The sequence below is a fragment of the Nocardioides pocheonensis genome, from assembly GCF_003725535.1.
GTDB lineage: Bacteria > Actinomycetota > Actinomycetes > Propionibacteriales > Nocardioidaceae > Marmoricola > Marmoricola pocheonensis.
Genome location: NZ_RJSF01000040.1, coordinates 486,020 through 499,909, shown reverse-complemented (window position 1 = coordinate 499,909; position 13,890 = coordinate 486,020). Strand labels below are relative to the sequence as shown.

Sequence of the window (13,890 nt, the reverse complement as noted above, 5' to 3'; positions counted from 1 at the left end):
GGGAGAGCAGATGAGGTTCGTGACGTACGCCGACGTGGACGGGGACCGGGTCGGGGTCCTCGCTGACTCCCTGGTGCACGCGCTGCCAGTCGGCTGCACGCTGCGCGGCCTCCTCGAGACGGACTCACTCCGTGAAGCCGGGGAGCACGCGCTCGCACAGCCCGAGTCGGTGCAGCCGCTTGCCGACGTACGGTTGCGCGCGCCGATCCCCGACCCGCCCACGGTGCGGGACTTCATGACCTTCGAGCAGCACGTGCAGGGGGTCGCTCTCCTCGCCGGGGACGGCGCCACCGTGCCGTCCCGTTGGTACGAGGCGCCGGCGTTCTACTTCACCAACCCCTACGCGATCATCGGACCGCACGAAGACGTACCCGTCCCGCCGGGCAGTCGGCTGTTCGACCTCGAGCTCGAGGTGGCGGCGGTGATCGGTCGCGCCGGGCGCGACATCGACCCGGCCGACGCCGACAACCACATCGCGGGCTACACAATCCTCGTGGACTGGTCGGCCCGGGACCTCCAGTTCGCCGAGATGGAGGTCCGGCTCGGCCCCACGAAGGGTAAGGACTCGGCCACCACGCTGGGACCCGTGTTCGTCACGCCCGACGAGCTGGAACCGTGGCGCAGAGACGCGGCCTATGACCTCGCGATGACCGTCGACATCAACGGCCGCCGCCTCGGTGAGGACCGGTGGTCCTCGATGGCGTTCTCGTACGCCGACATGGTCGCGTACGCCTCCCGGGGGACCGAGGTCCGCCCCGGCGACATCCTCGGTTCCGGCACCTGTGGCGGCGGATGCCTTGCCGAGCTCTGGGGCCGCCACGGGTTCGAGGCCCACCCCCCGTTGGCGCCGGGCGACCTCGTCACCGTGACCGTCGAGCAACTCGGGACCTTGACGGCGCGCATCGTCGAGGGCGTCGAGGCGCGCCCCATCCCGCCGGCACGGCGCCGGCTGTGACCCGTGTGATCGTCGCTGGGGTCTGCGGCAGCGCGTGCGGACTGTGTGCGGACTCGGGCCGGAGAATCGGACATCCTTCCGATCGACTTCGGGGACGCACGTGGCCTCTGACCTGCGATATTGCCTTGGTAGGGCGGGTGGGGCTCGAACCCACGACCCAAGGATTATGAGTCCTCTGCTCTGACCGACTGAGCTACCGCCCTGCAACGGCGAGGGTAGCCGTTGCAGGGCGGTCGCGGGTCAGCGGTTGGCGTTGATGAAGGCGGCGGCCGCCCCGTAGATCTTGTAGAGCGCGAGGGTGCCGGCGTAGCTGGTGCTGCAGCGGTCGTCGAACAGCCGGGTGGCCTGGTCACGCGTCAGCACCGAGCCGTAGCCGACCCGGGTGTTGCCGTCGACCGACCCGCCGACCCAGTGCTGGATCCGGTCGGCGAGGCCGGCCCGGGCGGTGGCGTCGGCCTGCCGCCACCAGCTGCAGGTGTAGGTGCTCAGCGGCAGGTTGCCGGTGGGCGCGGCCACGGCCGGGTCGGGCATCAGCGTCTGGAGCGCCGAGGCCACCCAGCTGGTGATGCCGAGGTCGCCCAGGAACGGCGTGCACGTGCGCGAGCCGGTCGCCGTCGTGCAGAGGTCGGCGAAGGACTGCTCCTGGGCTGTCAGGCCGGTGAGGGTCGCGATCGTCCCGAGCAGTCCTCCCCCGGTGCCCGGCTGGGGCGGCGTGGTGGTCCAGCTGCAGAGCGTCGAGTTCCCGTTCGGGTAGCCGGAGATGTCGAAGCCGGCCAGGCACGCGGCCAGCTCCGCCTCGTTGGGCAGGTCACCCGTCCCGATGCTGGTCGACGGGTCGGCGCCGTTGTTGCACGAGGGCAGCAGGAGCGGCGAGGACGTGACCGTCTTCCCGGGCGCGGCGGTGTTGCGGTACCAGCAGTTGCCGGTGTTGCCGGGGAACGAGTCCCACCAGAAGTCCGTGCCGTTCGGCTTCACGGCACCGGTCGGCGAGACGCCCATGACGTTGTCGTGCATCTGGTTGCGGTACGACGTCGAGATCTTGGTCGGGTCGCAGCCGGTCATCGGGACCCCGATGAGGGGTCCGCACACGGTCGCGTCCGGTACGGCGAACAGCATCATGCCGCGACGCCAGTTGTCGTAGAAGTGGTTGCCCTGGACGACGTTGTCGTTGCCGCCCGCGAACCAGAGCCCGGTGCCGACCGGAGCGCCGATGAACGGCTCGACGTCGGATCCCGCCTGGAACGGGTTGAAGTTGTTCGAGTAGAAGTTGTTGTCCGCGATCACGTTGCCGCCCTGCGGGAAGCCAGGGTGTCCGGCCGCCGTGAACACGTCGGTCGTGAACCCGAGGGCGTTGCCGTAGAAGTTGTTGTGGTCGATCAGCGTGCCGTGGCTGTCCGTGCCGGAGAACCCACCGGTGTTGTGGTGGATGTCGCAGTTGCGGATCTCCTGGCTGTACCGCGGCGCGTCCGGGTAGTACGCCTTGTCCGCCGCGAGGCTGGTGGGCGCCCCGGAGCCGGGGTAGATGCCGGAGTCGCCGTTGCCCGCCGCCTCGCAGTTCTGCATGAGGCCGTGGTCCTCGACGAACGTGAGCACGCCGTACCCGCCGGCGTAGAACGTCTTGAAGCGGTCCAGGAGGTAGCCGTCGGTCTCGAGCATGTAGATGTCGTGCTCGCGGGCGTGCCGCACGGTGAGGTTGCGCAGCACGAACCCGTCCGCGCGGTCGACGAAGATGCCGACGTCCTTGGCGTTGCCGACCGCCGAGGGACCGCCGTTCCCGGCCGCCGCCGAGCCGGCCTCGACCACGACGTCGTCGGCGCTGACGCCGGAGCCCTCGAGCTGGAGGTTGCAGCGGATGCAGGCGCCGGCGTTCGGGATCCCGTGCCGGTCCGGGAGCGGCGGGACGGGGTCGGTGCCCGGACCGACGCCCCGGCCGATCACGGCGACGAGGTTGGCGTCGTTGGGGCAGTGCACCTGGTACGCGTGCGTCAGTGCGCCGGGGTCACCCGAGTCCGAGGTCGTCGTGTACTGCGCACAGGCCGGGTCGTGGGTCGGCTGCGACCGCGCGGTCGGCTCCGTGTAGACCCCCGGCATGACCACGACGCGGTCGTCGTTCCCCGACGCCGTCACCGCGGGCTGGATCTCGTGGTAGGCACACCGGCCGAAGAGCCGCTGGTTCAGCTTGAGCAGGGCGTCGCCGTCGGCGCTGGTGAACGTGCGGTGGTCGGTCGGCCGGACGTCGTACCCGTTGAGGACGGCCGCGCTGATCGCCTTCTTCACGCGGTCCAGCGAATCGGCCTGGCACACCACGCGCGTGGTGCCCGGCTGCGTCGGGTCGAGCGCCGAGGCGAGGGACCGTGCCGTGGGCAACGCTCCCCCGGCGCACGGCGAGACCGAGCAGTCCGCGCTCGGGTCGGGCCAGTACGACGGGCGCTCGACGTGCGCCTGGGCGACCTGCGGGGCCACCAGGACGCCCGCAACCGCAAGGAGAAGGACCAGGATGGCTCGCCGCATGTGGAGTCCTGTCGGGTCGGCGCCCCGCCGGCAGCGGAGCAGTCTCATCGTGAGGTCAACGACTCTTGGCGACGGGCGTTACGACGGCAGAGGGATCTTGCCAGCACGTGACACCGGGTCTAGAAAGAATGAGTGCCCGGACTCGGGCGCACGAGTGCGACGGCGCGCCACAAGTGCTCCGTCACGATCCAGCATGGAGACACCATGAAGCGTTCTCTGGCACTACTTGCTGCGGTCGCCCTCTCCGTCCCGGCCGCGATCGCGGCCGCTCCCAGCCAGGCGGCGAGTGCGAAGACCTACGACATCACGACGCTGGCCGGCAAGGTCGCGTCCCTGCGTGGCACCGCCGGGCTGCAGGTCCGGTTCTCCTCGTTCCTCGAGGAGGAGGCCCAGGACACCAGCGCCGCGCCCGCCGCTCCGATCACGCCGACGTTCGTGCCCGGCAGCCCGCTGGACGGCAACACCGTCCTCGCGCCCGACGTGACCGTCAACCAGGACACCGCGGCCGCCCCGCAGAACGAGACCGCGATCGCGGTCGATCCGGGCAACCCGCAGCGGATCGTGGCCGGCGCCAACGACTACGTGACCCGCACCTGGCCCTGCACCGTCTCCGGTACGCCGTGCAGCGCCCTGGGCGACGCCTACTCGGGGACCTACTTCTCCAACGACGGCGGTCAGACCTGGTGCTGCACGGCGACCGACCCGTCGCACCTCGGCACGCTGATCCCCGGCGTCGAGCACCTCACCGGCGGACCGTACGACGCGGGCGGCGACCCGGCCGTCGCCTGGGACACCCAGGGACACGTCTTCTACGCCGGCCTCGGGTTCAACCGGACCTCCGCGCCCAACGCCGTGACCGTCAGCCGCGGCACGTTCACCGGTGGCCAGCTGAGCTGGTCGGCGCCGACGTTCATCAACGCGACCAACTCGCCCTCGACGATCAACGACAAGGAGTGGATCGCGGTCGACCGGACCAGCGGTCCCTACCGTGACCGGATCTACGTGAGCTGGACGCGGTTCCTGTTCAATGCCCACAACGGCGCCTACACCCAGTCGCCGATCTTCTTCGCGTCCTCGAGCGACGGCGGCGCCACGTTCACCGCTCCGAAGGCGATCTCCGGCAACGTGCTCTACGGCCAGGGCTCTCGCCCCGTGGTGGGACCGGACGGCTCGCTCTACGTGTTCTGGGAGGGGTCGACCCGGCTGGCGTCGCTGAACTCGACCTACGTGGTGAAGTCCACCGACGGCGGTGCCACGTGGGGCAAGCCGGTCGCCATCGCCGCGGTGCACGACAGCGAGGAGCTGACCGACGCGGCCTTCCGCGACAACAGCTACCCGGCTGCCGCAGCCGCGCCCAACGGCGACCTCTACGCCACGTGGACCTCCGACATCGAGCCGAACGGCTCCACGGCGGTCTACAGCACGTCGACCGACGGTGGAACGCACTGGACCGACCCGGCCCCGGTGTTCGCCGCCGCCACCCGGACCCCGATCGGCTACCCGGTGGCCCAGCCCTCGGGCGGCACCCTGAACGCCCCCGACCCGGCAGGACCGGTCGAGGACATCTTCCCGGCGGTGGCCGTGGGCCCGACCGGGCACGTGTACCTCTCGGCGTACCGGGGCGACGTGGTGTCGCCGTGGCAGACGTGCGCGTCCGGGCCACCGCCGCCGGTCGGCCGGATCACGTGCGACACGCTCGGTGACTACATCCACAACACCCGGCTCGACTACGTGGTCACCGACCTGACCACGACCCAGACGGTGAGCACGCACCCGATCAACACCCGCAACGGGTTCGGCGGCGCGTTCTTCGGCGACTACACCGACCTCTCCGTCGGGACCGACGGCCGCTTCCACGCGTTCTGGACCGACAGCAACAACAAGCAGACCGTGGTGTGGTTCTACGGCGCGGAGTTCACCCCGACGCCGATCAACCAGGAGGACGTGGTCACCGTCGCCGGCGCCTTCTGAGCCTGCGTCGGACCCGTCCTGAGCCAGGGCCGGGCCCCGGTCAACCGACCGGGGCCCGGCTCGGGGTCGGAGCCCGTCGCGTCAGAGCCCGCCGACGAACGGCAGCACCGGCACGCACCGCAGCGCACGCGGGTGGGCCGGGTCGAGCGCGTTGAGCACCAGCACGCTGGCGTTCGGGTCGGCCGCGATCTCGAAGTGGTCGGTGAGGTCCAGCGGGCACCGGTCCTGCAGGACGATGTTGGTCATGCCGGGCTCGATGCCGCTGGTGTACGGGACCACGAGCTCGTCGTGGGTGGTCACGATGTTGACGTAGTGGATGCCCGGCACGGCCACTCCCCCGGCGCGCATCTTCGCGATGAACGGCGAGCTGGTCGACATCTCGCCGCACGCCTCGCACCCGGGCACCGGCGCGTCCATGACGGCGTCGCCGAAGGCCAGGGCCAGGAGCGGCTTGATGTCACCGAGACCGGTGCCGTGCCAGAGCGGGGCCAGGGAGATGTAGCTGCCGATCTTGTCGGCTCCGCCGAGGAACTTCGCGTAGTAGTCGGGCATCAGCGTGCCCTGGGAGTGGCCGACCAGGTCGACCTTGTCGGCACCGGTCGCGGCCAGCACCCGGTCGATGAACGAGCCCAGCTCGGCAGCACTGCCCGGGATGCTGGTGAGGCCCCCGAGGGCATTGAACGGGTACGCCGTACGGGGCAGGACTCCGTAGGTGAGCGCGAAGACGCAGTAGCCGTTGTTCTTCAGCAGCGGGCCGTAGGTCTGCCAGTTGGTGCTGCGGTTGCCGCCGGTGCCGTGCACGAGGACCACCGGACGGGGGTGCGCCGCGGTCGGCCGGCAGCTCCAGTCGTTGGTCCCCGGGGCGTCCGCGTCGGGCGCGCCGCCCAGCAGTGCCGACGGGATGAACTGGTACGGGACCGGCAGCGGGTCGGCCGCGCGGGCCGGTGACCCGGCGAGGACGGCGGCAAGGCAGGCGACGAGAACGGCGAAACGGCGCACGGGATCCTCCTGGGTGGGCGTCGCCTGCTCAACGAGCCCGCCGCGGAAAGATCACGCGGCTACGGGGCGCGGTGCTTGTGCCGCGGCTTCTTGCCGCCCGCGGCCGGGCCGGCACCGCGGTCGCCGCGCGAGTACGACGACGGCCGCTCCGCCCAGCGGCCACGCGAGAACCGGTCGGGCTTGAGGGCGATCAGCACCCCGGAGATCCGGGTGTCCTCGAGCTTGCGGAGCGTGTCGGCGGACAGGTCGGCCGGGAGCTCGACGATCGAGAACGCCGGCTTGATGTCGATCTTCCCGAAGTCCTCGCGCGACAGGCCGCCCTCGTTGGCGAGCGCACCGACGATCTGCCGCGGCTCGACGCGGTGGCGCTTGCCCACCTCGATCCGGTACGACGCCATCGGCTTGCCGCTGCCGCGACGCTCCTTCGTGCGCTCCTGGTGGGGCGAGCGGGCCGGCTCCGGCACGTCCTCGAGGAACAGCGGCTCGCCGTCCTGGGCGAGCACCGCGACCGCCGCGGCGATGTCGAGCGCCGGCACGTCGTGCTCGGCCTCGTAGGCGGCCACCAGGTCGCGGAACACGCTCAGCTGCGGGTCGCCGAGCGCCTGCCCGATCGCCTCGGTGAACTTCGAGACCCGGAAGGCGTTGACGTCCTCGACGGTCGGCAGCCGCATCTCCTGCAGCGTGGTCCGGTTGGTCTTCTCGATCGCCCGGAGCAGGTGGTTCTCGCGCGGGGTGACGAACGAGATCGCCACACCCGGTCGGCCGGCGCGCCCGGTGCGGCCGATCCGGTGCACGTAGGACTCGGTGTCGGTGGGGATGTCGTGGTTGACCACGTGGCTGATCCGCGGGACGTCGAGGCCGCGCGCAGCGACGTCGGTGGCGACGAGGATGTCGAGCTTGCCCTTGCGCAGCTGCTCGATCGTGCGCTCGCGCTGCACCTGGGCGACGTCTCCGTTGATCGCCGCGGCGGAGAAGCCGCGTGCGCGGAGCCGCTCGGCGAGCTCCTCCGTGGCGTTCTTCGTGCGGACGAACACGATCATCCCGTCGAAGTTCTCGACCTCCAGGATGCGGGTGAGGGCGTCGAGCTTCTGCGGGTGCGCGACCTTGAGGTAGCGCTGCTCGACGTTCGCGGCGGTCGTCGAGGTCGAGCGCACCTTGATCTCGGTCGCGTTCGGTGCGTGCTGCTTGACGATCCGGCGGATCTGCGGCGGCATCGTCGCCGAGAACAGCGCGACCTGCTTGGACTCCGGAGTGCCCGACAGGATCTGCTCGACATCCTCGGCGAAGCCCATGTTGAGCATCTCGTCGGCCTCGTCGAGCACGACGAAGCGCAGCTCGCTGAGGTCCAGGGTGCCCTTCTCGAGGTGGTCCATCACCCGCCCGGGCGTGCCGACGACGACGTGGACCCCGCGGCGGAGGGCGGAGAGCTGGACGCCGTACCCCTGACCGCCGTACACGGGCAGGACGTGCAGGCCCTTGACGTGCGCGGCGTACCGCTCGAAGGCCTCGGCGACCTGGAGCGCCAGCTCACGGGTCGGGGCGAGCACGAGCGCCTGCGGGGTCTTCTGGCTGAGGTCGATCCGCGAGAGGATCGGCGCCGCGAACGCCAGCGTCTTCCCGGTGCCGGTCTGGGCCAGTCCGACCACGTGCTGCCCGGTGAGGAGCGGCGGGATCGCCTCCGCCTGGATCGGCGAGGGGGTTTCGTAGCCCACGTCCTTGAGTGCCTTGAGCACCTTGGGATCCAGACCGAGGTCGTCGAAGGAGGCGGCGTCGGGTGTCTCGGTCACCGGCCAAGGGTAGTCGCGACCCTTGCTCGCGGCCTATTCGACGAGCGCGGATCAGAGTCGTGCGAGCACCTCCGGCGGCGGCTCCGCGACCCGCGCCAGCCAGTACGGCGCCGCCATCCCCCACTCGGCGAGCTCGTCGGACGTCATCGATGTCATCACCCGCCACCAGGCCTCGTGCCGCGCCAGGGCCGCGAGCCGGAGCGCGTGCGGGAGCGCCCGCCAGAGCCGGCTCTCGTCGGCGACCTCGCGCCACGCCTCCACCCAGGCGCGCACCACCGCGCCACGCGTCCTGGGCTGGTCGGCGAGCTGGCCGAGCGGCACGAGCAGCACACCCATCGGCTCTGCGAGCACGGCGTCGGCGAGGTCGAAGAACCGCAACGGCGCGCCCGCTGCGACGAACGAGTTGCCGTCGTGCAGGTCGTTGTGGTTCAGCGTCATTGGGAGGCCGAGGTCGACGACGGCGGCCGCGGCTTCCGCGAGCACGGGCTCCGCGCTCCGGAGCGAGGTCCACCGAGGAGTGTCGAGGTGGCGCGGGTCGGACGGGTGGAGCGCGTGCAGCTCGTCGGCGCGGGCGAGGGTGTCGGCCACGAACCGCTCCGGCGGCACCCTCGTCACGCCGACGGCGGCGAGCTCGTCGGCGCGCGGCGCCAGGTCCCGCTGCAGCCCGGCCCACTCCCCGACGACCTGTTGCCAGGCCTCGCGGTCGCCCGGCCCGCGGTCGAGGTCGCGGAGCACCGGTCCGCCGTCGGGGAGGAGGAACGTGCCGTCCTCCCGCACCGCGAGCGGCTCGAGCACGCGGTCCGGCACGAGCTCGTGGAGGAGGCGGGTCAGCGCACCTTCGAATGCCTGCGTCGGACAGTTCTGCTTGGCCCAGTAGACCCGGTCGCCCGCCTCGGCCCGCCACACCGTCGACCAGGGCCGCAGCTTCACCCGCGTCATCCGGGCCGGGCCGACCTGGTCCTCGACCCATGCGTGCAGCTCCGCGGCGTACTCGTCGGTGCCCCAGTACGGCGTGGTCGGCGCGACTTCCATGGAGCGCACTCTGCTGCGTCGGCAATGTCGTCGCCAGTGGATATCGCGCGCGCCTACGCTGTCGCCCATGGACGCACCTGAGCTTTTCGAGCCGCTCGACGAGACCTGGGAGCGGGCGCTCTGCATCGTCGCCCACCCCGACGACATGGAGTTCGGCGCCGCCGCGGCGGTGGCCCGCTGGACCGGTCAGGGCAAGTGGGTCGGCTACACGATGGTCACCAGCGGCGAGGCCGGCATCGACGGCATGGCACCCGACGAGTGCCGCGTCGTCCGCGAGAAGGAGCAGGTCGAGTCGGCCCGCATCGTCGGCGTCGACGCCGTCGACTTCCTCGGCCAGCCCGACGGGATCCTCGAGTACGGCGTCCCGATGCGCCGCCTGCTCGCCGCGGAGGTGCGCCGGCACCGCCCGGACGTGGTGATCACCGGCAACCACCGCGACACGTGGGGCGGGTCGAACCTCAACCAGGCCGACCACATCGCCGTCGGCAAGGCCGTGCTCGACGCGGTGCGCGACGCGGGCAACCGGTGGATCTTCCCCGAGCAGATCACCGACGACGGCCTCGAGCCGTGGGGCGGCGTCAAGCAGGTCTGGGTGTTCGGCTCGCCGATGGCCACGCACGCCGTGGACACCACCGACACGTTCGACCAGGGCGTGGAGTCACTGAAGGCGCACGCGGCGTACATCGACGGCCTGGGCTGGGAGAACTGGGACCCCCGGGAGTTCCTCGAGGGGATGGCGCGTGCCACGGGTCAGCGCCTCGGCGTCGCGTTCGCCGCGCCGTTCGAGGTGGTCCCGATGGGCTGGGGCGACTAGCGGCTCGTCAGTCCTCGGCCAGGAGGTCGGCGACGTCGGTGGCCATCGTCGGCGCCGGGTCCAGGAGGGCCCGCGACAGCGGCTTGACCTCCTCGTCCGGCTCGTCACCGTCGCCGTACACGGTCCGTGCGAGGCCCAGGGCGAGCCCGGCGATCTCGTGGTCGGCCAGCCCGAGGCGGACCGCGACTGCGCGCGCGTTGGGGGGCCGGTCCGCGGGGTTCTTGGCCAGCAGGTCGGTGACCACCATCGCCAGCGGCTCGGGGACGAAGTCGGGCAGCGGCGGCGGCGCCTCGTGCACGTGCATCAGGGCGGTCGCGATCGGCGTACCGCCGTCGAACGGACGCTTGCCGGTGATCAGCTCGTGCGCGACCACGCCGAGGGCGTAGAGGTCACTGGCGCCCGACGCGGACTCCCCCAGCGCCTGCTCGGGGCTCAGGTAGTGCGGCGTGCCGAGCAGCTCGCCGATCCGGGTGTGCCCCGCGGCGCCGATCGCGCGCGCGATCCCGAAGTCGGTCAGCTTCACCAGCCCGTCGCTGCGGAGCAGGATGTTGCCGGGCTTGACGTCGCGGTGCACGACCCGCTGGTCGTGGGCGACGCCGAGCGCGAGCGCCGCCTGCCCGATGATCGAGCCGACCCGGTCGGGTTCGACGGGTCCGTCCTCGCGGACGACCTCGCTCAGCGTCCGGCCCTCGACCCGCTCCATCACGAGGTAGGCCAGACCGTCGTGCTCGCCGTAGTCGAAGACCGTCGCGATGTTCGTGTGCAGCAAGGCCGCCGCGTGCAGCGCCTCGTCACGGAAGCGGAGCCGGAAGATCTCCTCGTGCTCGGTGTCGGGGCGCATCACCTTGACCGCCACCTGGCGCTGCAGGGTCTCGTCGAGCGCTTCCCAGACGTCGGCCATGCCCCCCGACGCGATCCGGCCCTCGAGGACGTACCGCTCGCCGAGGACGAAACCGGTCTTCAAGCGCCTCATCGATCCCTCACCGCACCACGACCTGTCCTCGACGGGCGCCGGACGACACCCGTGACCTGGAGTGTGTGGCTCGCCCCCAGCGCGAAACCTGACCCCGCCTGCGCTGGTACGCGTACCCGCAGTCCGACGAGCACATGCGCGAGGGCGCACGACCCTGGTGCGCGATATACCCCATGGGGGTACACTCGTGCGGGTGCTGACGTCCACGGTTCGGAGGGCATGGCGATGACGGACATTCTCGGGTCGGTCGGAGACGCGCTCCGGATGGCGGGCGCGATGGGGTGGGAGATCCTCTGGCCGCTGGTGCTCGGGTTCTTCCTGTCGGGCGTCGTGCAGGCCGTCGTACGTCGCGAGCAGGTGACCCGCTTCCTCGCAGGCGACTCGCCGCGGTCCCTCGCCTGGGCCACCGGCCTCGGCGCCGCCTCGTCGTCGTGCTCCTACGCGGCCGTCGCGCTCGCACGGTCGCTGTTCCGCAAGGGAGCGTCGTTCAGCGCGGCCATGGCCTTCGAGATCGCCTCCACGAACCTCGTGGTCGAGCTGGGCATCATCCTGGCCCTGCTGATGGGGTGGCAGTTCACGCTGGCCGAATTCCTCGGCGGCCCGATCATGATCGTGGTCGTCGCGCTGCTGTTCCGGCTGTGGATGCGCGGACGCATCCTCGAAGCGGCGCGAGAGCAGGCCGACCGTGGCCTGGCCGGCTCGATGGAGGGTCACGCCGCGATGGACATGTCGGTCAGCGGCGGCGGCACGCTGTGGCAGCGGCTGTGGTCGCGCGACGGGTTCACCTCGATCTCGCACTACTACGTGATGGACTGGGCATCGGTGCTGCGCGACATCGTGCTCGGCCTGCTCATCGCGGGCGCGTTCGCGGCGTGGGTCCCGACCAGCTGGCTGCAGACGTTCTTCCTGCAGAGCGACCCCACTGCCGCCAAGCTGTGGGGACCGCTGATCGGCCCGCTCGTGGCCGCCGTGAGCTTCGTGTGCTCGATCGGCAACGTGCCGCTGGCGGCGGTGCTGTGGAACGGCGGGATCAGCTTCGGCGGAGTGATCAGCTTCATCTTCGCGGACCTGATCATCGTGCCGATCATCCTGATCTACCGGAAGTACTACGGGACGAAGGCTGCGCTGCGGATCACCGGCATCTTCTACCTCGCCATGGTCGTCGCCGGCTACGTGATCGAGATCCTGTTCGGCGCGCTCGGCCTGATGCCCGACGAGCGCAGCGCGACCGTGGTCGAGGCGTCGTTCTCGTGGAACTACACCACCTGGCTGAACCTCGGCTTCCTCGTCCTCACCGCCGTGCTCGTGGTGCGGTTCGTGCGCACCGGTGGACTCCCGATGCTGCGCATGATGGGCGGCCCTGCCGAGTCCGCGGGCTCCTCCACCCACCACCACGAGGGTCACGATCACTGATCGGCGCGAGGCCGGTCGACCAACGAGAGGACAGATCCGTGCCGATCATGTCGACAGCCGAGCAGGTGTTCTGCCGCAGCGCACCGTGGCGAGCCTTCGCCTCTGGCGTGGTGCTGCCCTGGGCGCTGGACGGCACGCCGCTGAGGGGTGACGTACTGGAGCTGGGTTCCGGGAGCGGCGCCATGGCGGAGGGCATGATGCGCACGCATCCGGGGATCCGGCTGACGGCCACCGACCTCGACGCTGCCATGGTCCGCGCGGCCGGCGCCCGGCTGTCCGGACTGCCCGACGTCACAGTCGAGCAGGCCGACGTCACGGCTCTCCCCTTCGGCGACAGCGCCTTCGACGTCGTCACCAGCCATCTGATGCTCCACCACGTGATCGCGTGGCCCGCTGCGCTCGCCGAGGCCGCCCGGGTGCTGCGTCCGGGCGGTGTCCTCGTCGGGTACGACTTCACCGACACCCGGTTCGCGCGGCTGATCCACTGGGCGGACCGGTCGCCGCACCGGATCCTCGCCGTCGACGAGCTGTGGCACGGGCTCGAGGCGGTCGGTTTCGAGGACGTGTCCGTGCGCACGTCGTACCGGGACCACGTGATGCGCTTCCATGCCCGCCGGCCCTGACACGGCCGACGTGGTCGGCGCTGCAGGTTGTTGACAACCACATACCCTACCGGGGTACTGTTGGGATCCCCATTCATGCCAGACGAGGAGACCGATCCATGAGCAACACCGCCACCTACACCGTCGCCGGGATGACCTGCAACGGGTGCGTCAACAAGGTCACCAACGCCGTGACGGATGTCGCCGGCGTCGAGGACGTGGACGTCGACGTGTCCACGGGAACCCTCGAAGTCGTCGGGAGCGCCGACGACGCCGCGATCCGTGCCGCTGTCGCCCAGGTCGGCTACTCGATCGTCGACGAGGCATGAGCGACGCTCCACCACCGCCCCCGTCGCGCCCGGTCACCGTCAAGGCCGTCCGCAACGGACCTCTCCAGGTCAAGGGGACCTTCAGGCTGCTCGACCCCGACGGTCAGGAGTACGACCTGGAGGGACAGCGCATCCTGCTGCTGTGCCGGTGCGGACGGTCGGCGAACCAGCCCTTCTGCGACTCCAGCCACACGCGGAACGGATTCGCGACCGCCGACCAGCCTGCCTGCGCCGACGAGGAGCTCCTCGACGGCGATGCGGACGAGGGCGCTGCATGACTCTGCGAGCGCTGGCGAGGCAGGCGACCAGCCTCCTCGCCGGCGCTTGCGCCTGCGCCGGCAGGCGGTGGAGCGTGAGCGTCACCCGCGACCTCGGCACGGCATCCTTCCGCGCAGAGCTGAGGTCCTAGGAGGGTGCCGAAGGATCCGGCCGTCGCGAGCGCTGTCCCGTGCGTGCGATGGCAAGGCCGAGGCGGGAAGGCGCGGCAGCGCCGCGTTGACCGAC

12 protein-coding genes and 1 tRNA gene are annotated in these 13,890 nt (G+C 71.0%); 7 read left to right on the top strand and 6 right to left on the bottom strand.

Annotated features, from left to right (window positions below):
- The first annotated feature begins 10 nt into the window (after positions 1-10).
- Entirely contained in the window at positions 11-955 is a 945-nt protein-coding gene (locus EFL26_RS13250) for a fumarylacetoacetate hydrolase family protein (protein ID WP_123223322.1), read from the top strand.
- Between the two features lie 126 nt (positions 956-1,081).
- On the opposite strand, the gene EFL26_RS13245 is transcribed toward EFL26_RS13250, so the two are convergent.
- Together EFL26_RS13245 and EFL26_RS13240 are read right to left on the bottom strand one after the other, a co-directional pair.
- Positions 1,082-1,158 (bottom strand) — tRNA-Ile (locus tag EFL26_RS13245).
- A gap of 37 nt (positions 1,159-1,195) precedes the next feature.
- Positions 1,196-3,466, bottom strand: coding sequence for a right-handed parallel beta-helix repeat-containing protein (locus tag EFL26_RS13240; RefSeq protein ID WP_123223321.1), 2,271 nt, complete (start codon positions 3,464-3,466; stop codon positions 1,196-1,198).
- A gap of 204 nt (positions 3,467-3,670) precedes the next feature.
- Between EFL26_RS13240 and EFL26_RS13235 the strand changes: the two genes are divergently transcribed.
- Positions 3,671-5,437 carry a sialidase family protein gene (locus EFL26_RS13235; protein WP_123223320.1) on the top strand — a complete coding sequence of 589 codons (1,767 nt, stop codon included), beginning with the start codon at positions 3,671-3,673 and terminating at the stop codon, positions 5,435-5,437.
- Positions 5,438-5,518: 81 nt separating this feature from the next.
- Here EFL26_RS13235 and EFL26_RS13230 read toward each other — a convergent pair whose 3' ends face one another.
- Genes EFL26_RS13230 through EFL26_RS13220 form a run of 3 tightly spaced genes read right to left on the bottom strand, consistent with a single transcriptional unit; the run spans position 5,519 to position 9,255 of the window.
- Entirely contained in the window at positions 5,519-6,436 is a 918-nt protein-coding gene (locus EFL26_RS13230) for an esterase/lipase family protein (RefSeq protein WP_123223319.1), read from the bottom strand.
- A 59-nt stretch (positions 6,437-6,495) separates the two neighbouring features.
- Entirely contained in the window at positions 6,496-8,223 is a 1,728-nt protein-coding gene (locus EFL26_RS13225; protein WP_123223318.1) for a DEAD/DEAH box helicase, read from the bottom strand.
- Between the two features lie 51 nt (positions 8,224-8,274).
- Entirely contained in the window at positions 8,275-9,255 is a 981-nt protein-coding gene (locus EFL26_RS13220; RefSeq protein ID WP_123223317.1) for a hypothetical protein, read from the bottom strand.
- A 67-nt stretch (positions 9,256-9,322) separates the two neighbouring features.
- Between EFL26_RS13220 and EFL26_RS13215 the strand changes: the two genes are divergently transcribed.
- Positions 9,323-10,069: a PIG-L deacetylase family protein gene (locus EFL26_RS13215; RefSeq protein WP_123223316.1), complete on the top strand. Its 747-nt coding sequence runs from the start codon at positions 9,323-9,325 to the stop codon at positions 10,067-10,069.
- 7 nt (positions 10,070-10,076) lie between these two features.
- On the opposite strand, the gene EFL26_RS13210 is transcribed toward EFL26_RS13215, so the two are convergent.
- Positions 10,077-11,042, bottom strand: a complete 966-nt coding sequence (locus EFL26_RS13210; protein ID WP_123223315.1) for a serine/threonine-protein kinase — start codon at positions 11,040-11,042, stop codon at positions 10,077-10,079.
- Between the two features lie 225 nt (positions 11,043-11,267).
- Here EFL26_RS13210 and EFL26_RS13205 point away from each other — a divergent pair, with 225 nt between their 5' ends.
- The 4 genes from EFL26_RS13205 to EFL26_RS13190 all read left to right on the top strand — a co-directional run bounded on the left by EFL26_RS13205 (position 11,268) and on the right by EFL26_RS13190 (position 13,664).
- Complete coding sequence (locus EFL26_RS13205) at positions 11,268-12,455, top strand: permease (protein ID WP_123223809.1); 1,188 nt, start codon at positions 11,268-11,270, stop codon at positions 12,453-12,455.
- Between the two features lie 47 nt (positions 12,456-12,502).
- On the top strand, positions 12,503-13,078 hold the full coding sequence (locus tag EFL26_RS13200) for a class I SAM-dependent methyltransferase (protein WP_246000222.1): 576 nt from the start codon (positions 12,503-12,505) through the stop codon (positions 13,076-13,078).
- Between the two features lie 98 nt (positions 13,079-13,176).
- The gene (locus EFL26_RS13195; RefSeq protein ID WP_123223313.1) at positions 13,177-13,386 is read left to right on the top strand and encodes a heavy-metal-associated domain-containing protein; all 210 of its coding nucleotides are present in this window, start codon (positions 13,177-13,179) and stop codon (positions 13,384-13,386) included.
- Complete coding sequence (locus EFL26_RS13190; RefSeq protein ID WP_123223312.1) at positions 13,383-13,664, top strand: CDGSH iron-sulfur domain-containing protein; 282 nt, start codon at positions 13,383-13,385, stop codon at positions 13,662-13,664. Before EFL26_RS13195 ends, EFL26_RS13190 begins: the two co-directional genes overlap by 4 nt.
- Positions 13,665-13,890: the final 226 nt, after the last annotated feature.